Source organism: Deinococcus multiflagellatus (genome assembly GCF_020166415.1).
Classification (GTDB): Bacteria; Deinococcota; Deinococci; order Deinococcales; family Deinococcaceae; genus Deinococcus; species Deinococcus multiflagellatus.
Window position 1 is genome coordinate 350,366 of record NZ_JAIQXV010000002.1, and the last position, 19,085, is coordinate 369,450.

Sequence of the window (19,085 nt, forward strand, 5' to 3'; positions counted from 1 at the left end):
GCCGGTGGGCCCGGCATGACCGAAAGCTCAACAGGGACTGGTCCGCCGGCCGGGGCCCGCCCCCTACCATCGGGTATGGCGACCTCTTCCCTGAAAGCCCTGGCCCAGAAGATGCGCGGCATGGACTACTGCCTGCTCACCACGGTGAGCGCCCACGGCCAGCTGGCCTCGCGCCCCATGAGCAACAACGGCGAGGTGGAATACGACGGCACCAGCTACTTTTTTACCTGGGCCGATTCGCGCGCCGCCCGCGACATCGAGAAGAACAGCCACGTCATGCTGAATTTCAAGGCCGAGCAGGGGTTTCTGTTCGTGGCGGTGCAGGGCCACGCCCGCGTGCTGCACGACCGCCGCGTGATGAAAGACCACTGGCACGCAGAGCTGGAACAGTGGTTCAAAGACGGCCTGGACACCGAAGGGCTGGTGATGCTGGTGGTGGACGCCAAGCGCATTCAGTGGTGGGGCGAGGACGACGGCAAGATCGAGCTGTAACCACGTCTGGACTGCGGCGCGCGGGGTTCAGGCGGGCTGTTCCGCAGGGGGGGGCCGTCCACCGGGCCGCGCCGCCCCCCTTGCCCCCAGGGCACGGTCACCGCTCACCCGGCCCGCTTCCCTAGAGTGCGCAGCGTGGTCCCTTCCCCCCTGCACGCGGCTGCCCTGACCCTGCTGTTGCTGGCGCCGGCCACCCTGGCGCCCGGCGCGCAGGCGAGGCTGGCCGCCCCGGCCTCGGCGCAGCCAACCTTGCGGCTGGTGGCCGAGACGCTGCTGACCCCCGACGCCGTGATCGCCCTGATGAATGAGGGCCGTTTGGGTGAAGCCGAGGCCGCGACCCGCGCGGCGCTGGCCGCCCACCCGGAGTCCGCGCGGTCCCTGCTGATGCTGGCGCGGATCCAGGCCCGCCAGGGCGACCTGGGCACCGCCCGCGCCACCCTGAAACGGGCCGAGGCGCTGCCACAGTGGACCGAGCAGGCCCTCGCGGTGCCCTTTGAGGCGCCGGGCGACATTGAAGCCGTGATGCTGCGTGACCAGCCCGCCGCGCGCGGCCTGCTCGCCGACGTCCTGCTGGCCCAGGGGGATGACCCCAAGGCGTACTACCTGCTGGCCATGACCGAGGCCCTGGCCCAGCGCTGGGACGCCTCGCGCGCCGCGCTGGCCCAGGCGCGGGCCCTGGCGCCGGCGCTGCCGTTTGCCGATCCGCAGTCGCTGGCGTCACTGGAGCGGGCGCTGGGGAGCGGTCAGCCCCCGCAGGTGGCTGGCCCGGTCATCACCCCCGACCCAACCTCGCCCTGGGAATACCTGACGTGGATCGTGGTGGCGGGGGTGCTGGGGCGAACGATGTGGAAGGCGACCCGCCAGGGCAAAGAGCAGGCCGCGCGGCGCAAGGCACAGATCGCGGCGGCGACGGCGGAGGCGGCCCGGCTGCAGACGCAGCTGGCCCGGGAGCTGAACATCCCGGCCACCACCCCCGAGGAGCGGCAGCGGCGCACCCGCCTGCAAGCGCTGGCCGCGCAGGTGGATGAATGGTACGAACGGGCCCAGGCCGGCGCCCTGGACCCGCAGCTGCTGAACACGCTTTACGGCCAGCTGCTGGCCGCCGCGCAGAGCGACGAGGCCTACGCGGCGTACCAGCAGCAGCTTGCCCGGGGTGGGGCATGGGAAAGCCGCCGCGACAGCCCTTCGAGCCTCAACAGCACCGAGCGGGACAGCTGGAGCAGCGGTAGTGGGTCCAGCAGTGGCAATGCGGGCGGCAGTAAATGGTGACGCCGCACAGAACAGCGGCCAGTCTCCGCAGGAGCTAACCGCTGGCCGCCTGAGCAGCAAAGGCTCCCGGGCTCAGGCTTCGTCCACGGGTTCGCCATCAGAGCGGTCAATCAGCCGCCACAGGCGGTCAGGGTGGGACCGATGACGCTCTCCCTGGGTGGTCAGGGCCATAAGCTGCGCGCACACCGCCTGCACCGCCTGATCGTTGACCAGCTGCTGCAGAAACACACATTCCTCTGCGAGGAGGCCCATCTGCTCTGCGGGAAACTTGGTGCTGCACAGGCCAAGTCCCAGTTTGCCCAGCCCCCGCAGTTCGTAGGCGGACGCTCAGGCGGCAATGCGCCTGAGCACCACTGCCGGGCACCAGTCCACCTGTGCCGGCGTAGAGTCCCACTGAAACTCGGCCGCCCTGCTGCTGGGCAAGACACTTTCCCGCACCAGGGCAAAGCCAGTGACTTCGCCGCCCTCGTCAAAAGCCTCAAGGTGCAACCTCGGGTCCATCCCCCAGGAGGAAACAGCAGAGGCCAGCCTCCGGTCAAGACTGGCCTCGGACAAGCTGGGACGGTTAAACCGCGCCCACCTTCTTGGCGATGATGCCTTCGATGTACTTCACCACGCTGGAGAGCGGCACGCGGCCCAGCACGTCTTCCAGGAAGGCCGTGACGAGCATCTTCTCCGCGGTTTCCTTGCTGATGCCGCGCGAGCGCAGGAAGAACAGGGCTTCCTGGTCCACCGGGCTGGTGGTGCTGCCGTGGCTGCAGCGCACGTCGTTGGCGTTGATTTCCAGCTGCGGCACCGAGTAGTTGCGCGCCTCGCTGCTGAGCATCAGGGTGCGGTGCTTCTGGTAGGCGTCGGTCTTCTGGGCGCCCAGGTCCACCTTGATCATGCCGGAGAACACGCCCACGCTGGCGTCGGCGTTCACGCCCTTGTACAGCAGGTCGCTGTGGGCGTGCGCGGCGGCGTGGTGCTGCAGCGTGTAGTGGTCGAAGTGCTGGTCCTCGTTGGCAAAGTACAGTGCCAGCATCTCGCTGTCGGCGCCCTGGCCGCGCAGGTAGCTCTGCATCTCGGTGCGCGAGAGGGTGCCGCCCATTGTCACCACGAGGCTGTTCAGGGTCGCGTCGCGTTCCACATCGCCGCGCTGGCGCTGAATATGGGTCACGCCCTCGCCCCAGTTCTGAATGGAGACGTAACGCACGCGGGCGCCGTCCTTGACGACCAGTTCCACCGCGCCAATTGCGTAGGTGCCGGGCAGGTCGCCACTGGCCTGCTCGTCAATAAAGGTGACCTGCGCGTTGGCCTCGGCCACGACCAGCGTGCGGGTGGCGGTGTAGGTGCCCGCCTCGCTCATCACGCGGAAGGAGCCCAGGGGCAATTCAACTTCCACGCCGCGCGGCACGTACACAAACGCACCGTTCGTCCACAGGGCCGCCGCCAGCGCGGAGAACTTGCCCTCGCTGGGGTCGGGGCTCTTGCTGGGCGTGGTGCCGGGGGCCGCAATGGTGGTGTCGTCGGGCACTTCGGCCGGCACCACGGAGTAGAGGTACTGCTGCACCTTGTCCGCGTGCTGCTCCACGGCCGTCTTCAGGTCGGTGAAGATCACGCCCTTTTCGGTCAGCTCGGCAGGCAGTTCAGTGCGGTACACCACGTCCGGGCCGTCCAGCACCAGAAAGGCGCCCACGTCGGTCCCGGTCAGGCGCTGCTGCACGCTCTCCGGCAGGGCCGAGACATCGGTGACCACGTTGCGCTTGCCATGGGGGCGCAGGGCGGCGAAGTCCACATCCACCTGCGTGTACTTCCAGGCTTCGACGCTTTCGGTGGGCACTGGCAGGGTGTTGAACAGGTCCAGCGACTCCTGGCGCTTGGCGGTGAGCCACTCGGGGCCGCTGTGCGCGGCCAGTTGTTCGGTGAATTGGGTCATTGGGCCTCCTTAAAACCAGACCACCAGTGGCGAAAATTGCGCTCCCGCCAGGTCGGTCAATTTCAGATTTGGGTCGCTGTTCATCGCGTTGTTGATCGTATGACTGATAGAGGATGGCTGAACCAGTGTGGCAAAGAGGTCGTTTCTGCCGCCATGCCGCAGGTTATAGGCCAGGTAGTAAGCGGCCTGGAAATCGTCACTGTCGTCTATCCGTAGCTCTTGTTCCCGCTGATCGCTCTTGAGGATCAAGGTGTCGGCCATGTGAATGCCCAGCTCCTTGGCAAAGACGTACCCACAGGCTTCGCACAGGAAATGGAACGCCAGAGCTGCTTGCTCCTGGGACAGGCCTTGAAGGACGGCTTTCTCCTGAACCTCGTCATAGGGCACGCCCTGGTCGAACAGCTGAGCAATAACGCCAACGCGCTCCAAGGCCTCATGAAACTCGGGCGTATGTTCCGTCATCTGGCACCTCGTGGACTGTGCCACGGCCGACGCTGGGTGCCTTCTTCCCAGGCTACCTGCTCGTCTGGCGTCCAGTCCGAGGCGAAGGCGTGAAGTGCGGCCATCTGACGCTCCACATGTTCCTGCCGCTCTAGAAAGGTTTGCAGGGCCTGCACGCCTTCAGGTGACAGGCGGTCAATGCGGTCGTGGAGTTCTTTTGGAGCCGTCATTCTTCACCCCTCCCGCTGGATTGAGCATCTGAGCGCCCAGCCTGCCATTCGGCGTAGCGCTCATCCATCACGGCCAACACCTGCGCGGCGTTTTCCCAGGTGTCGGGCACATGGTAAACAGACGGCAGGTCGTCGAACAGGTTGAAGTAGTCGTGGAGGTACTCGCCAGCGCCCGCTTCTGAGGCGTAGTAGTGCCGGGCAAAGGCATTGCCCTCTGCCGTCAGCATGTCGCTGGTAAGCACCCCCACCCAGCGCTGAAACACCTGGGCGCCTGTGTGCTGCCGCGTCCGGATGGCCTCGGCGTCGGCGGACAGGGCATCTGCCAGAAGGTCACGGCTTGCCAGCCAGCTGAGAAACATGCCGGTGTGGACAAACCCCTGCGACGGCGGCAACTCCGGCGGGAAATCGCCGTCATAGTGCCACTTGGCCTTGTCGTAGCAGATGCCTCTGTCCACGCCGTTTAGCCGACCGAGCCTTCCATTTCCAGTTCGATCAGGCGGTTCAGTTCCACCGCGTATTCCAGCGGCAGTTCCTTGGCAATCGGCTCAATGAAGCCGCGCACGATCAGGCCAGCGGCCTCGTCCTCGCTCAGGCCACGGCTTTGCAGGTACAGAATCTGGTCGTCGTTGATCTTGGAGACGGTCGCTTCGTGGCCCACAGAAGCGTCCTTTTCCTCGATTTCAATGTAGGGGTAGGTGTCGGTGCGGGCTTCCTCGTCCAGCAGCAGGGCGTCGCATTCCACGTTGGTCTTGGAGCCCCTGGCGCCTTCGTAGATCTTGACCAGACCCCGGTAACTGCTGCGGCCACTGTCCTTGGAAATGCTCTTGGACACGATGGTCCCCGAGGTGTGCGGCGCAAAGTGAACGATCTTGGCACCCGCGTCCTGGTGCTGGCCGCGGCCGGCCATGGCGATGGAGAGCACCTCGCCACGCGCGCCTTCTTCCAGCAGGTAGCAGGCGGGGTACTTCATGGTGACCTTGGAGCCCAGGTTGCCGTCCACCCATTCCATCACGCCATTGCCGTACACGGCGGCGCGCTGGGTCACGAGGTTGTAAACGTTGTGGCTCCAGTTCTGAATGGTGGAGTAGCGGAAGCGCGCGCCCTCTTTCACCACAATCTCGATCACGCCGGAGTGGAACGAGTCGCTGGAGTACGCCGGGGCGGTGCAGCCTTCGATGTAGTGGGCCTGCGCGCCTTCATCCACGATGATCAGGGTGCGCTCGAACTGCCCGCTGCTTTCCGCGTTGATGCGGAAGTAGGTCTGCAGCGGAATGTCCACCTTGACGCCCTTGGGGATGTACACGAACGAGCCACCCGACCACACGGCGGAATTGATGGCGGCGAACTTGTTGTCCTCGGGCGGCACGATGGTGGCGAAGTGCTCGCGGAACAGCTCGGGGTATTCCTTCAGGCCGTCCTCGATGGACAGGAACACCACGCCCAGCTTTTCCCATTCCTCTTTGAGGTTGTGGTACACCATCTCGCTCTCGTACTGGGCGCCCACGCCGGCCAGCGCGGCGCGCTCGGCTTCGGGAATGCCCAGGCGCTCGAAGGTTTCCTTGACGTCCTGAGGCACGTCGTCCCAGGAGCGGGCGTTAAAGCCTTCGGGCTTGATGTAGTAGTAGATCTCGTCGAGGTTCAGGCCCGAGAGATCCGCGCCCCATTCGGGCATGGGCTTGCTCAGGAAGATGTCCAGGGCCTTCAGGCGAAAATCCAGCATCCACTGGGGCTCGTCCTTGGCCTTGGAGATCATCTCGACCACGTCGCGGCTCAGGCCTTTGGGGGCCTTGATCGCGTACCGTTCGGGGTTGCTCCAGCCGTATTCGTAGGTGTTGGCAATGGAAGCCGCTTCAGGATTGACAGTCATGAGGTCTCCTTGGGAGAGGCTAACAAGAGGGACTTATGGGCTTCCGGGCGTATACGTGCCGCTGTCTGGCGTCTTTTCCAAGACTTCCTTGAGCCCCATCAGAGTGACTGGCGCCCGGAATTGTTCTTCAACACTCAGGCGGTAGCGGAAACCTTGCTCGTGGGTGTAGCCGCTGATTCTTCCGTCTGGAAAAAGGCTCCAGGTGGCAGCGCTGCCCCGTTTCACGATCAGGCAGATGTCGTTGCGACCCGCGTCACACAGAACCGTGTTGGGCGCCACTTGATACTCCACCACTGTGGTTGGCGCCCGAAAGAGGTTGCAACTGCTCATCACAGGGGCACCCAGCACCGCTGCCAGCAAAAGACGCCGTCTGTTCATCGCTTTACGCCGTCGCCAGTTCCTTGACCCAGTCGTAGCCTTCGGTGTCGAGCTTCTTGGCGAGTTCGGGGCCGCCAGTCTGCACGACGCGGCCGTTCACGATGATGTGCACCTTGTCTGGAGTGATGTAGTCCAGCAGGCGTTGGTAGTGGGTGATGATCAGGCCGCCGAGGTTCTCGCCGCGCATGGAGTTCACGCCCTTGGCGACAATCTTCAGTGCGTCCACGTCCAGGCCGCTGTCGGTTTCGTCCATGATGATGTAGTTGGGGTCCAGCATCAGCATCTGCAGAATCTCGTTGCGCTTCTTCTCGCCGCCGGAAAAGCCGGCGTTCAGGTAGCGCTCCACGATGCTCTCGTCCCAGTCCAGGGTTTTCAGGGCGCTCTGCAGCTTGCCGTAGAACTCGGCAAAGCCCACTTCCTCGCCTTCAGGCTTGCGGGCCTGCATGGCCAGTCGCAGGAAGTTGGCGATGGTCACACCGGGGATTTCCACGGGGTACTGGAAGGCCAGGAAGACGCCCAGGCGGGCGCGCTCGTCGGGCTCCATCTCCAGAATGTTCTCGCCGTCCACCAGAATTTCGCCTTCGGTGACGGTGTATTCGGGGTCGCCTACGATCACTTTGGCCAGGGTGCTCTTGCCGTTGCCGTTCGGCCCCATGATGGCGTGCAGTTCACCCCGGGGAACAGTCAGGTTAATGCCCCTGAGGATGGGCTGATCACCGACGGAAGCGTGCAGGTTGCGGATTTCGAGCTGGTGGGTCATGAGGCTCCTTCGGGAATCACTGGATTTTGTTAGGAATGATTCCTACTTACCGTGTTATTTTACCCGCCCAGGCCCCTAAAGTCGAGTGAAGTGCTGGGGATTGCCGGGCCGCTGCCGCAGGGCTTTCCAGGCGCGCCGTACAATGCCGGGCGTGCCTGCTTTTCCCCTCCTGGCCGTGGACATTGGCAACACCAGCACTGTGCTGGGCCTGGCCGATGAAACGCTCACCCTGACCCACACCTGGCGGGTGCGCACCAACCGCGACATGCTGCCCGATGATCTGGCGCTGCAACTTCAGGGGCTGTTCTCGCTGGCTGGCGCGGCGCCCCCCCACGCCGCTGTGCTGAGCAGCGTGGCGCCGCCCGTGGGGCAGAACCTCGCGCTGGCCCTGCAGCGCCACTTCGGCATTCAGCCCTTCGAGGTGAGTGCCACCAACCTGCCCGACGTGCAGGTGGAACTGGACATTCCCGACGCGGTGGGCGCCGACCGCCTGTGCAACCTGTTCGGGGCGGAAAAGTACCTTCGGCAGCACGAATACGCCGTGGTGGTGGACTTTGGCACCTCCACGAACTTTGACGTGATCGGCCGGGGCCGCCGCTTTATCGGCGGGGTGCTGGCCACTGGCGCGCAGGTCAGCGCCGACGCCCTGTTCGCCCGCGCCGCCAAGCTGCCGCGCATTGCCCTGGAAGCGCCAAAGAGTGCCATTGGCAAGAACACCACCCACGCCCTGCAGTCGGGGCTGGTCTACGGCTACGCCGAGATGGTGGACGGCCTGCTGCGCCGCATCCGCGCCGAACTGCCCGGCCCCGCTGTGGCCGTGGCCACCGGCGGCTTCGCCCGCACCGTAGAAGGCCTGTGCCGCGAAATCGACCACTACGACGACACGCTGACCCTGCGCGGTCTGGTGGAACTCTGGGCCAGTCGGTAGGCGCGCCTGGGAGGTGCGGAAGGCGGCGTCCTGGCCCCCGTCGGGTCAGTCAAGCAGTCTCAAAGTCGAGGCGTCGAGAAGATCAGGGGTGCTCGACCCCCTGACCTCTCGACGCCTCGACCCTCAACCCTGGCCCCCAGGCCCCCCTCCATCACCCATCCACCATCCCCCGTCACCCCCTACGCCCAGGGATTCAGCACCACCTTGATACAGCCGCCCTGCTTGTCGCGGAAGGTCTTGTACAGGTCCGGGGCCTGATCCAGCGAGGCGCGGTGGGTAATGACGAAGCTGGGGTCAATCTGGCGCGCTTCAATGCGGGCCAGCAGCGGCAGCACGTAGCGGTGCGTGTGGGTCTGGCCCATCTTGAAGGTCAGGCCCTTGGCGAAGGCGGCGCCCATCGGCACCTTGTCAATCAGGCCGCCGTACACGCCGGGCATGCTGACCGTGCCGCCCTTGGCACAACTCAGCAGCGCCCAGCGCAGCGCCGTGATGCGGTCAAAGGTCAGGCGCAGGCGCTGCTTGGCTGTGTCGACCAGGGCGCCAGGGCCGTGCCCGTGGGCCTCCATGCCCACCGCGTCAATCACGTGGTCGGGGCCGCGCCCGCCCGTGGCTTCACGCAGGGCCACCAGCACGTCATCCTGCTCGTAGTTGATGGTCTGGCAGCCAGCGGCCTCGGCCATCGCCAGGCGCTCGGGCACGCGGTCAATCACGATGACGTGGGCGGCCCCCAGCAGCTGCGCGCTGCGTGCGGCAAACTGCCCCACGGGGCCGGCGCCAAACACGGCCACCACGTCGCGCCCCGGGATAATCCCGCACTGCTCGGCGGCCTGGTAGCCGGTGGGGAAGATGTCCGTCAGGAACAGCACCTGCTCGTCGCTCAGGTCGGTTTCGATCTTGTGTGGGTTCACGTCTGCAAACGGCACCCGCACGTATTGCGCCTGTCCGCCCGCGTAGCCGCCGTACATGTGCGAGTACCCAAACAGGCCCCCGCCGCTGACCCCGCCATACATGGCTTCGGTCATGCGGTGGTTGGGGTTGGAGTTGTCGCAGGCGCTGAACAGCCCGCGCCGGCACGGGTCGCACACCCCGCAGGCAATGTTGAAGGGCACCACCACGCGGTCGCCCACCTTGAGTTTCTTCACCTCGCGGCCGACCTCGACGACTTCGCCCATGAACTCGTGGCCCAGGATGTCGCCCTTTTCCATGCTGGGAATAAAACCGTCCAGCAGGTGCAGGTCCGAGCCGCAGATGGCCGTGGAGGTGATCTTGACGATGGCGTCGGTGGGCAGCAGCAGTGTGGGGTCCGGCACCGTCTCGACGCCAATCTTGTTCGTGCCCTGCCAGACAATGGCTTTCACATGGACCTCCGGTGAGCTTCAAGCGAGCCCGAGTGAAACGAGAAGGAGAAAAGGCTGCGCTGCGGCGATGCAGGCACCTGGGGGTGGGTTGTCCCCCGGACGCTGGAAGCAGAGCGGCGCCGCCTCATGCCTCGCCGCCCTTGGCGGCGCGGCCGCTCGTCTGTCCTTCGGTGGTGGGCGCGTGCCCCGTTTCCTGTTCCCGTTTGAAGCGCATCAGGTCGCTGCGCAGCTGCTGGGCGGGTTCCTCGCCGGTCAGGCGGGCCACGATGGCCCCGGCGGTGCCGGCGGGGGGCCGGTAGGCCAGGCGCACCACGACTTCGGTGCCGCGGTTGCCCGGGGCGGGCCGGAACAGCACCTCGCCGTGGTTTTCGACGGCCGCGCCCGGCAGGGACTGCCACGCGATGCGGCGGCCCGGCTCGTCGGCGGTGATCTCGGCGTCCCAGCTCACCTCGCCCGTGGGGGCCTTGACCGTCCAGCGGGACCGCTTCTCGTCCAGCACCTCCACGCGCTGCAGGTGCGTCATGAGCTGCGGCAGGTTCTCCAGCTGCCGCCAGATGGCGTACAGCTCGGCGGCCGGGCGGCCAACCGTCACGGCGTCGCCCACCAGCACCTCGCCGTCCTGGCTCTGGCGGATTTTCAGGGCGGTGGCAATGGGGTTGCGGCCGGTGGCGGCCATCGCCGCCAGACCCGCGCCCACGGTGCCCAGCACCAGCTTTTGCAGCGGGCGGGCGCTGCGCAGGCCCGCGCCCATCAGGGCCACGCCTACGCTGCCCACCACGGACCGTTCCAGGGGGGGCATGTGGGCGCCGGTGCTGGGGGCGTCGGCGGGCGGGGCATCGGTCGTTCGGGCTTGATCGTCCTGTGTCATGGCGCCTCCTGCGGGCTGTGGGCCCTGTCGGTGTGGGCAGTCAACCGGGCGCGCTGGGCCCGAAGTGCGCCCCGCCTTACTGTGTGACTGGCAGGTAAAGAGGGCGGGCCGTTTTGGGCGCCTTTATGACAGCGGGGTCAAGAAGAGGCCGCTCATCAGTTCAGATCGGTGCCCGCCCCGTGCGAGCCGCGCTGGTTAAATTCCTCTTCGGCCCCGCGCTTGATGGGGTTGGCGCGGGTCAGGGCACTTTCCACCGCGCGGCCTTCCACCATGCCGTCGCTGGACCCCGGGCCCGGCAGCGCCCGGTGGCCCAGCCGCAGCAGGTCGGCGGTCAGCTGCGGGGCCAGGGCCTGGGCGGTGCGCAGCAGCAGGGCCGGGCCGCCGATCATGGCCTCCACGTCCCCGCGCACCAGGGCGTTCACAATGCGCCGCGCGGCCTCGTGGGCGTCCAGCGACAGCAGCGGCGAGGCCGCGAGGTTGGCAAACAGAGCGTACTCCTTGGTGTACTGCCCCTTGACGGGGGCGTGCATGGGGCTGCCGGTGCGCATCAGGCCGGGCAACACCGTGGTCACCGACACCCCTTCAGGCGCGAGTTCGGCGCGCAGCGCCTGCCCCAGCCCGGCCGAGGCGAATTTGCTCATCACGTAGGGCGTGAGGTGCGGAATCGCCACCTTGCCCCCCAGCGAGGACACGATCAGCACCCGGCCGCCGCCGCGCAGGTGGGGCAGTGCCGCGCGGATCAGGCGCAGCGGCCCAAAGGCGTTGACCTCCATGGCGGTGCGGAAATCTTCTTCGGTGGCGTTGGCCACCGGCCCCAGTTGAATAATGCCGGCGTTGTTCACCAGCACGTCCAGGCGCCCGTGGGCCTGCACGGTGGCCTGTACCGCCCGCGCGGCGTCCTCGGGCACCGCCACGTTGCCCGTGACAGTGCTCACGCGGTCGCCGGCGTTCAGGCGCGCCTGGGCCCTTTTCAGGTCGGCCTCGGTGCGGGCCATCAGGGTCACGCGGGCGCCCCGGTTCAGGAATTCCTGGGCCAGCGCCAGCCCCAGCCCGCGAGAGCCGCCCGTGATCAACACGGCCTTGCCACTCAGGTCGTAGGGGGCTTTCAGGGCGCGCCGCGCGGCGAGGGCACCTGCGGCCCCCAGCACCAGCAGTCGTTTCGGGATTCGCATAGGGGCATTGTGTGGGCGCGTGGCCCCCACCAAGCCCAAGCATGAAGAGGACCGCAATGGGGCCAGAGAGGGTGAGGGTAGGGACGTGCGGGCTGGACCTGTGGGTCCCAAAGTGGGTCTCATACGGATTCCGTCCATTTCCGTAACATCCAGGAAAGAACTGGATGTTCCTCCAATTCCCGGAAATCCGTATTTTTTCCCTCTCCCTCCGGTCGAAAAAATTCCGTCAGGTATGACGGAATTTTTCGGAAGCCGTATCAAAGCGGGTGGTGCAGATGGGCCTGCTGGCTGCTTCCCTTACCCCCGCCCGAAGGCCACCCGGGCTTCCAGGCCGCCGCCCTGGGCCTCGTGCAGCGTGAGGTCGGCGCCGTTGGCGCGGGCCAGCCGGCGCGCCAGGGGCAGGCCCAGGCCGCGCCCGCTGGCCACGCGCGGGCGGTCATGGCCTGCCGCGAACACCGCCTCGCGCTGCTCGGGCGGCAGGCCCGGGCCCCGGTCCAGCACCCGGATCAGCGGGCCGCTGGTGTCGGTGGGCGCGCACAGCACCACCTGCACCGGCCCGGCCGAGTAGCGCAGGGCGTTTTCCACCAGGTTTTCCACCACCTGCCGCACCTGCGCGCTGTCCACGGTCCACATCACGGGCCCCGGGGGGCGGCGCACCCGCACCCGCTCGCTGTCCAGGCCCGCCAGCAGCGTGGCCAGATCGGTGGGCTGGGGCCGGGGGCTGATGTTCACGTACATGCCGTCCAGGCGCTCCAGTTCGGTGCGGGCCGCCAGAAAGGCCGCCTGCTCCTCAATGATGCGCAGCAGCTTTTCCCGGGCGCGCAGGTTGTCCTGGCCGCGCAGGGCGTCGGTGGCCAGCAGCAGGGCCTGCAGGGGCCGGCGCAGTTCGTGGGCGGCCATGCCCAGCGCCTCTTTGTGCTGGGCCTCGCGGGCGTGGCGGGCCTGCTGGGCCTGCCGCGCCGAGGTGAGGGCCCGGGCGATCAGCAGGGTGCTGATCAGACCCGTCAGGATGGCGGTCAGCACCACGCTCAGCTTGATCGCGTTCAGGGTGCGCAGCAGTTCGGCCCGCAACGCGTTCAGGCGGCTGTGGGCCGAGGCGTTCAGGGCCTGGGCAATGGCCAGCGCCTGGACCGTGTCGGCTGGGCGGCCCCGGCGCAGCAGGTCGCGCAGCTCCTCCATGCGGTACCCGGCGTCCGCCTCCAGGGTGGGCAGGTCCTGAAACTCCCGCTCCATGGCCGCGCGGGTGTCCAGGCTGGAGAGGGCCTGATCGCGCCGGTCGCGCACCTCTTCCGGGGTGGCGTGGGGATCGCGCTGCGCCAGGGCGTACAGGTGCACGCGGTTGAGCAGAGAGTCGTAGCTGTAGGCGGTCCAGGAGTTCGCCGGGTTGGCCAGGGTGCGCTGCGCCGGGGCAAAGGCCGCCAGCAGCAGGGCCGTGGACAGCACGCCCGGCAGCGCCGCGAGCAGCAGGTCGCGCCGCCCCAGCGCCGCCGGCCACAGCCGCATCAGCGCGGGCCGACGCTGCGCACGAACCACACCCACTGGCTGCCGTAGGGCCGGCGCGGAAACCGCAGGGGGTCCGGGGGAAACACGATCAAGAGCGGGCCTTTTTTCAGCGTGGGAATGGGCTTTCCGCCTGCCTCGTAGGCCACCATGATGGGCGCCGTCATGTAGTCGCTGGCGGCAATGATCGCCACGAAGCCGTCCTCGGCGGTCACGCGCAGGTCGCGCCCGGCAAAGCCGCCCCGGCGCGCCAGGTCGCGCAGCGGCACCCCGCGGTACTCGAAGCTCTGGCCCAGTTGTGGCTGGGTGCTGTTGTAACGCGTGGCCGGCAGCGCGCGCAGCTGCGAGAGGGTCAGCGCTTCGGGGGTCTGGCCGCGCACGGTCAGCAGGGGCCGCTCGCCTGGGCGGGGGGCCGGCAGCGGGCCCACGGCGCTGCGTGCGGGGCCCACGTACGGAAAGGGCATGGGCGCGGGCGCCCCGACCGCCTGCGCGCCCATGCCCAGCAGGGCGGCACACAGCAGCAGCGGCAAAGCAGAACGCACGCCGCCCATGCTAGCGGGGGGCGGGGCGCCCCTCAAGGGGGAAACGCCCCGCCGTCCCCTGGCGGGGGAAGGCCAGGGCGGTATGCTGCGGGGCGGACATGACCGCCCACACTGCATCCCCCCCACCGCTGGTGTCCCTGGGCGACCTGACCTGGGACGTGCTGGCCAAACCCGACACTTTGCTGCTGCCCGGCGGCGACAGCACGGGCCGCATTGAGCTGTCGGGCGGCGGCAGCGCCGCCAACCTCGCCGTCTGGGCCCAGCGTGCGGGTTACCCTGCGCGCTTTGTGGGCAAGATTGGCCGCGACCGCTTTGGCGAACTGGCCACCGCCGAACTGCGTGCCGAGGGCGTGGACGCCCACCTGACCCTGAGCGCCCAGCACCCCACCGGCGTGATTCTGGGCCTGATTGACCGCCGGGGCCAGCGCGCCATGCTGACCGGCCAGGGCGCCGACTGGGAACTGCTGCCGGAAGAGGTGCCCACCAGTGCCCTGGCCGGCGCCGCGCACCTGCACCTGACCGCCTGGAGCCTGTTTCGCGACCCTCCCCAGGCAGCGGCGCTGCACGCAGCGGCGCTGGCGCGCGCGGGCGGCGCGACCCTCAGCCTGGACCCGGGCAGCTTTCAGATGATTCAGGGCATGGGGCGCGACAACTTCCTGCAGGTGCTGTCGGGCGTGCCCTTTGACATCCTGTTTCCCAACGATGACGAGGCCCGCGCCATGAGCGGCTGCCTGGACCGGGAGGACGCCATGACGTGGTTCCGCACCCAGTTCCCGCACGCCTTGATCGTGATGAAGCTGGACGACGAGGGCGTGCTGATTGAGGGCCCAGAGCAGCCGCGCGTGCAGGTGCCCGCCACCGAGGACCGTGCCATTGACGCCACGGGCGCCGGGGACGCCTTTGGGGGCGCGTTTCTGGCCGGCTGGCTGGCCCACCGCGACGCGGTGAAGGCCGCGCAGCTGGCGGTGCAGGTGGGCGGCTGGGTGGTGGCCCGCTTTGGCGCCCGCCCCCCGGCCGACGACGATCTGCGTGCCCGCCTGCGTGGAGGCCGCGCATGACCCGGCTGAAACGGGCGGGGCCGCCCCTGTGGCTGCGGCTGGTGCTGGGCTTGCTGACCCTGCTGCTGCTGGGGGCTGGCGGCGCGGCGCTGTACGTGCGCAGCCTGCTGGCCCCGGCGGGGGGCGGCGCCTACACCCTGGAGGTGCAGCCCGGCGACACGCTGGCGGGGGTGGCGGCCCGGCTGCAGGAGAGGGGCATCGTGAAAAATGCCGACGCCCTGCGGCTGTACATGCGCCGCGAGGGCACCGCTGGCCGGTTGAAAGAGGGCCTGTACGACCTCAGTGGCCGCATGACGCTGGCCCAGGTGGCCGACAAGCTGGCCGGGCCCGCGCGCATTCCCACCGTCACCGTGACCATCCCCGAAGGGCGGCGGGTGAAAGACCTGCCCGCCATTTTCCAGAAGGCTGGCTTTGACGGCGCGGCCCTGCGCGCGGCCCTGAACGACGTGGGCCTGTCGCGCCACGCGGGCAAGGCGCGTAACCTCGAAGGCTTCGTGTTTCCGGCCACCTACGAGTTCCGCCCGGAGGACAGCGCCCGCACCATCGTGCAGACGATGGTGGCGCGCATGGAACAGGAATTTACCCCGGCCAATGTGGCCCGGGCCAAGGCGCTGGGCCTGAGCGTGCGCGACTGGGTGGTGCTGGCCAGCATGGTGCAGGCCGAGGCGGCGGGCGACGGCGAGATGCCCATTATTGCCGGGGTGTTCCTCAACCGCCTGAAGGTGCCCATGGCCCTGGGCAGCGACCCCACCGTGGCCTACGGCCTGGGCAAGGACCTGCCGGAACTGGACCGCCCGGCCGGGGATTTCAAGCGTGACACGCCCTACAACACCTATACCCGCGCCGGGCTGCCCGCCGGGCCCATCAACAACCCCGGGCAGGCGGCGCTGCTGGCGGTGCTGAACCCCCAGCGCACCCTGAAAGATGGCCGCGAGGCGCTGTACTTCCTGCATGGCCGGGACCGCAAGATTTACGTGAACCACTCGTTCGCGGAGCACAACCGCGATATCGCCCGCTACCGGTAGGCGGCCGTGACCCGGCGGGCCTTTTTAGAGGAGCGCAACGCCCTGTGGGCGCGGCTGCGCGCCCTGCCGCCGGGCACCCCCGAGTTTGAGCAGGTGCTGGCAGAGTTGAGCGCCCTGACCGGCTGGGACCGTACGCGGCTGCTCGCTGGTCTGGGTCTGCGCCCGGAGGAGGTGCCTGGTGGGCGCTGAGACCGTGCCGTTCGACTGGGGCCGCATGTTCCTAGGGGACGTGCCGCCGCTGTTTCTGCTGGAGATCGCCTTTCGCACCACCTTGATGTTCCTGTGGCTGGTGTTCCTGCTGCGCATTACGGGCAAGCGGGGGCTGGCGCAGCTCAGTCCGCTGGAACTGGCCATCGTGATTGGCCTGGGTTCGGCGGCGGGCGACCCGATGTTCTACCCCGAAGTGCCGCTGCTGCACGCCATGCTGGTGCTGGCGCTGGTGGTGGCCCTGCAGCGCCTGATGTCGCATCTGGTGATTCACAGCGAGGCGGTCGAGACCTTTGTGGAAGGCACGCCCATTGAACTGGTGCGCGACGGCGTGCTGAGCCGCCAGGCCATGGTGCGCGCCAACCTCAGCCGCGAGGACGTCTTTGAGCGCCTGCGGGCCCAGGGGGTGCGCCAGCTGGGGCAGGTGCAGCGCCTGTACTTCGAGCAGGACGGCGCCCTGACCGTGTTTACCCATGCGGGGGACCCGCCCCCTGGCTTGGCCGTGGTGCCGCCCTGGGATCTGGAACCCCCCCGCGAACTGACCCCGGCCGACGACTACCGGGGCCCGGTGGCCTGCCTGAACTGCGGGCAGGTGCGCCCCGCGCCAGACGCCGCCGGGCCGCTGGCGGCCCTGACCTGCAGCTGCGGTGAGTCGCGTTGGACCCCGGCGACCACCGACCCCCTGGGTTCCGGCGAACCCCCTGCCCCCGAGGAGCGCGGCGAAGGCGGCGGCCGTGGCCCTGGGGTGCCGGGCACCCGCTGAAGAGGGGAGGGGAACCCCGGCGGTGGGTCTGTCTTCGCCCACACCAGCTACAGACGCCAGAGCGCCCCAGGGATAAGGCCTGGGGCGCTCTCTTGCCGCAAACCTTCTCTCCGCAGAGCGTTGAGTTTGCCTCGGCGGCAAAGACTACAGGGAATCTTCCACCGCTCTGGGCGCGGCTCTCAGGGGCTCCCCGATGCCTGCCCCTGAACCCTTACCCCTCGGTGGAAGCGCCGGGGCGGGTGGTCCAAACCGGCTCGGGTTCAATCTGCTCGGCGGGGGCTTTACCCGGTTCCAGGCCGCTGCTGCGCGCGGTTTGCAGTGGGGTCAGCGCCATGTCCGGGGCGCACTCGATCTGGCAGGACAGCCGCGCGGTGCCCAGCAGGCCCTTTTCCTGCAGCTTGTCGTATTCGGCGGCTGTCATGGCGCCAGGCTCGCCGTCCTGAAAGCTCACGCGGCAGGTGGTGCAGCGCGCCACGCCGCCGCAGCGGTGCAGGATGTCCACCCCGCCGCGCTCCAGCGCCAGCACCAGCCGTTCCCCGGCGTGCGCCTGAATCTCGCCGTAGCCTTCCACCTGCACGGTCACCGTCTGCGTCATGGCCCCCAGCATGACACGCCCTAACGGAACAGGGTGGGCATGGTGACCTCGCCGTCCACCCAGACCCGGCCCTTTTCGCGCCGCTTGCCGCGGATCAGGGCGCTGTCGGCGCGCGCCAGCATCAGGCTGGGGGTGGGCGCGGTACCGGCCAGCACGAAGGCGAGGCCCGCCGTGGTGCTCAGGGCGTGCGCCACCCCGGCCGCCACCACCGGGCGCCGTCCCAGGGCGTCAAGCACCCCCTCCACGCGCAGGCGCACCTCCTCGGCGCTGCCCGCCTGCACAATCAGGGCAAACTCGTCGCCCCCCAGGCGCCCCAGCGTGTCGCCAATGCGCGCGGCGGCCAGCATGCGCGCGCCTGCGGCGTGCAGCACCTCGTCGCCGGCCGGGTGGCCATAGGTGTCGTTCACGGCCTTAAAGCCGTCCAGGTCAAAAATTGCCACGCCCAGGGCGCCTTCGGGGGGCTGGCGCAGCGTTTCGTCCAGCTGGGCCAGAAAGCTGGCGCGGTTGGGCAGGCCGGTCAGGGGGTCGGTGGTGGCTTGGCGCTGCAACTCGGCCAGGGGGCGGGTGGCGCGGCGCACCAGCGGCCACGCCAGCAGGGCGCTCAGGGCGCTGACCAGCAGCACAAAGGGCCACGCGCGGCGCCGGCCCGGCCCACCCATCAGTTCGTGGGCCGGGCCGTACACGCCCACCACCCACTGCACGCCGGGTTGCAACTCCACCGGCTGCACCACCGCCGCGTACAGCTCGCCTTCCAGCGTGATCCAGCGGACCTGCCGCGACACCTGGGGCCGCCCCTGGGCGTCCAGCAGGGCCTGCAGCGGGGCGTCGGCCACGGCCGAGAGCAGCGGCACGCCGCCCGCTTCGCCCGGCCACGCCCGGGAGGCGGCGATGGCGCGGCCCTGGGGGTCGGCCAGAAACGCGCGGCCCTGGGGGGGCAGCGGCAGGCCCTGCAGCAGCGACACCAGCTGCTGCAGTTGCACGTCGGCCCCCACCACCACCCCGCCGGGCCCGGCCACCGCCGCCGTGACCCCCGGCGCCTGCGACGAGGCGAACACGTAAGGCTCGGTCCACACCACCTGTCCGGGGTGCGCCCGGGCCAGGGCGTACCAGGGGCGGGTGCGGGGGTCATAGCCCTCGTCGGCCCGTGACTGCAGCAGCAGTCGGCCTGCGGCGTCCGTGGTGCGGTTGGTCACGCGCCGGGCAGGGCGCACCTCGATGACCCGGGTAAAACGGCCCTGGCCCTGGGGCCCATCACGCCGGGCAAACACAAAGCGGCCGTCGGGCCCGGCGGTCATCACGCCGCCCAGTTGCGGCACGCTGTCCAGCAAGGCGCCAAAACTCTGCAGGGTCTGCGCGGCGTCGTCCGGGCGCAGCAGCCCGGCGCGCAGGTTGGCCTCGCCCAGGCGCACCATATGCGCCGCCTCCTGCAGCGAGGTCTGCACGCTCAGCGCCGTGAGCTGCGCCAGCTGGCTGAGGTTGGTCTGGGCCTGGGCCCGCCGGGCGCGCGCCTGCACCTGCCCTTCGGCCCAGAGCGCCGCCGCCAGTGTGAGGGCCTGGGTCAGCAGCAGCGCGGCGAGCAGCCACGCCCGCGACGCCGCAAAGGCCCGCAGCGCCTGCGTGGATGTGCGCGGGCGCCACTGGGGCAGCGAGGAGGGCGGGGCAGACATGGCTGTGCGCGCAGTGTAGAGCTTGCCCGTCTCTGGGCCCCACCCCC

General features: G+C 68.7%; 22 protein-coding genes. 7 read left to right on the forward strand and 15 right to left on the reverse strand.

Annotation, left to right across the window (positions count from 1 at the left end):
• Window positions 1-75: 75 nt before the first annotated feature.
• Together K7W41_RS04670 and K7W41_RS04675 are read left to right on the forward strand one after the other, a co-directional pair.
• A complete protein-coding gene (locus K7W41_RS04670; RefSeq protein WP_224605208.1) occupies window positions 76-492 on the forward strand; it encodes a pyridoxamine 5'-phosphate oxidase family protein in 417 nt (138 codons plus the stop codon).
• A gap of 135 nt (window positions 493-627) precedes the next feature.
• A complete protein-coding gene (locus tag K7W41_RS04675) occupies window positions 628-1,761 on the forward strand; it encodes a tetratricopeptide repeat protein (RefSeq protein ID WP_224605210.1) in 1,134 nt (377 codons plus the stop codon).
• Window positions 1,762-1,833: 72 nt separating this feature from the next.
• Here K7W41_RS04675 and K7W41_RS04680 read toward each other — a convergent pair whose 3' ends face one another.
• The 8 genes from K7W41_RS04680 to sufC form a co-directional block, all read right to left on the reverse strand.
• Window positions 1,834-2,013, reverse strand: a complete 180-nt coding sequence (locus tag K7W41_RS04680) for a hypothetical protein (RefSeq protein WP_224605211.1) — start codon at window positions 2,011-2,013, stop codon at window positions 1,834-1,836.
• 313 nt (window positions 2,014-2,326) lie between these two features.
• Entirely contained in the window at window positions 2,327-3,679 is a 1,353-nt protein-coding gene (gene sufD / locus K7W41_RS04685; RefSeq protein ID WP_224605212.1) for a Fe-S cluster assembly protein SufD, read from the reverse strand.
• 9 nt (window positions 3,680-3,688) lie between these two features.
• Window positions 3,689-4,141 carry a hypothetical protein gene (locus K7W41_RS04690; RefSeq protein ID WP_224605214.1) on the reverse strand — a complete coding sequence of 151 codons (453 nt, stop codon included), beginning with the start codon at window positions 4,139-4,141 and terminating at the stop codon, window positions 3,689-3,691.
• Window positions 4,138-4,350, reverse strand: a complete 213-nt coding sequence (locus tag K7W41_RS04695; RefSeq protein WP_224605218.1) for a hypothetical protein — start codon at window positions 4,348-4,350, stop codon at window positions 4,138-4,140. The genes K7W41_RS04690 and K7W41_RS04695 overlap by 4 nt, the downstream gene beginning before the upstream one ends.
• Complete coding sequence (locus K7W41_RS04700; protein WP_224605221.1) at window positions 4,347-4,805, reverse strand: DUF7832 domain-containing protein; 459 nt, start codon at window positions 4,803-4,805, stop codon at window positions 4,347-4,349. Before K7W41_RS04700 ends, K7W41_RS04695 begins: the two co-directional genes overlap by 4 nt.
• A 5-nt stretch (window positions 4,806-4,810) precedes the next feature.
• Window positions 4,811-6,217 (reverse strand): Fe-S cluster assembly protein SufB, encoded by a 1,407-nt coding sequence (gene sufB, locus K7W41_RS04705; RefSeq protein WP_224605222.1) that lies wholly within the window; start codon window positions 6,215-6,217, stop codon window positions 4,811-4,813.
• 33 nt (window positions 6,218-6,250) lie between these two features.
• Window positions 6,251-6,496, reverse strand: coding sequence for a DUF4377 domain-containing protein (locus tag K7W41_RS04710; protein WP_224605223.1), 246 nt, complete (start codon window positions 6,494-6,496; stop codon window positions 6,251-6,253).
• A 103-nt stretch (window positions 6,497-6,599) separates the two neighbouring features.
• Entirely contained in the window at window positions 6,600-7,355 is a 756-nt protein-coding gene (gene sufC / locus K7W41_RS04715; protein WP_224605224.1) for a Fe-S cluster assembly ATPase SufC, read from the reverse strand.
• Between the two features lie 151 nt (window positions 7,356-7,506).
• On the opposite strand from sufC, the gene K7W41_RS04720 reads away from it, so the two are divergent.
• Window positions 7,507-8,283 (forward strand): type III pantothenate kinase, encoded by a 777-nt coding sequence (locus K7W41_RS04720; RefSeq protein WP_396115083.1) that lies wholly within the window; start codon window positions 7,507-7,509, stop codon window positions 8,281-8,283.
• 179 nt (window positions 8,284-8,462) lie between these two features.
• On the opposite strand, the gene K7W41_RS04725 is transcribed toward K7W41_RS04720, so the two are convergent.
• The 5 genes from K7W41_RS04725 to K7W41_RS04745 all read right to left on the reverse strand — a co-directional run bounded on the left by K7W41_RS04725 (window position 8,463) and on the right by K7W41_RS04745 (window position 13,723).
• A complete protein-coding gene (locus K7W41_RS04725) occupies window positions 8,463-9,641 on the reverse strand; it encodes a zinc-dependent alcohol dehydrogenase (protein WP_224605226.1) in 1,179 nt (392 codons plus the stop codon).
• A 124-nt stretch (window positions 9,642-9,765) separates the two neighbouring features.
• Window positions 9,766-10,509, reverse strand: coding sequence for an SRPBCC family protein (locus tag K7W41_RS04730; protein WP_224605227.1), 744 nt, complete (start codon window positions 10,507-10,509; stop codon window positions 9,766-9,768).
• 155 nt (window positions 10,510-10,664) lie between these two features.
• The gene (locus K7W41_RS04735; protein WP_224605228.1) at window positions 10,665-11,681 is read right to left on the reverse strand and encodes an SDR family NAD(P)-dependent oxidoreductase; all 1,017 of its coding nucleotides are present in this window, start codon (window positions 11,679-11,681) and stop codon (window positions 10,665-10,667) included.
• A gap of 297 nt (window positions 11,682-11,978) precedes the next feature.
• Window positions 11,979-13,184 carry a sensor histidine kinase gene (locus K7W41_RS04740; RefSeq protein ID WP_224605229.1) on the reverse strand — a complete coding sequence of 402 codons (1,206 nt, stop codon included), beginning with the start codon at window positions 13,182-13,184 and terminating at the stop codon, window positions 11,979-11,981.
• Window positions 13,184-13,723, reverse strand: coding sequence for a hypothetical protein (locus K7W41_RS04745; RefSeq protein ID WP_224605230.1), 540 nt, complete (start codon window positions 13,721-13,723; stop codon window positions 13,184-13,186). The genes K7W41_RS04740 and K7W41_RS04745 overlap by 1 nt, the downstream gene beginning before the upstream one ends.
• Before the next feature lie 98 nt (window positions 13,724-13,821).
• On the opposite strand from K7W41_RS04745, the gene K7W41_RS04750 reads away from it, so the two are divergent.
• From K7W41_RS04750 to K7W41_RS04765, 4 genes are read left to right on the forward strand one after another with little or no spacing between them, the layout of a single operon-like run.
• Window positions 13,822-14,781 carry a carbohydrate kinase family protein gene (locus K7W41_RS04750; RefSeq protein WP_224605231.1) on the forward strand — a complete coding sequence of 320 codons (960 nt, stop codon included), beginning with the start codon at window positions 13,822-13,824 and terminating at the stop codon, window positions 14,779-14,781.
• Window positions 14,778-15,806 (forward strand): endolytic transglycosylase MltG, encoded by a 1,029-nt coding sequence (gene mltG, locus K7W41_RS04755; RefSeq protein ID WP_224605232.1) that lies wholly within the window; start codon window positions 14,778-14,780, stop codon window positions 15,804-15,806. Before K7W41_RS04750 ends, mltG begins: the two co-directional genes overlap by 4 nt.
• 6 nt (window positions 15,807-15,812) lie before the next feature.
• Window positions 15,813-15,995 (forward strand): hypothetical protein, encoded by a 183-nt coding sequence (locus K7W41_RS04760; protein WP_224605234.1) that lies wholly within the window; start codon window positions 15,813-15,815, stop codon window positions 15,993-15,995.
• Window positions 15,985-16,776 carry a DUF421 domain-containing protein gene (locus tag K7W41_RS04765; RefSeq protein WP_224605236.1) on the forward strand — a complete coding sequence of 264 codons (792 nt, stop codon included), beginning with the start codon at window positions 15,985-15,987 and terminating at the stop codon, window positions 16,774-16,776. The genes K7W41_RS04760 and K7W41_RS04765 overlap by 11 nt, the downstream gene beginning before the upstream one ends.
• A 211-nt stretch (window positions 16,777-16,987) precedes the next feature.
• On the opposite strand, the gene K7W41_RS04770 is transcribed toward K7W41_RS04765, so the two are convergent.
• Window positions 16,988-17,371, reverse strand: coding sequence for a 2Fe-2S iron-sulfur cluster-binding protein (locus tag K7W41_RS04770; RefSeq protein WP_224605238.1), 384 nt, complete (start codon window positions 17,369-17,371; stop codon window positions 16,988-16,990).
• Between the two features lie 20 nt (window positions 17,372-17,391).
• Window positions 17,392-19,038: a sensor domain-containing diguanylate cyclase gene (locus K7W41_RS04775; RefSeq protein WP_224605240.1), complete on the reverse strand. Its 1,647-nt coding sequence runs from the start codon at window positions 19,036-19,038 to the stop codon at window positions 17,392-17,394.
• Window positions 19,039-19,085: the final 47 nt, after the last annotated feature.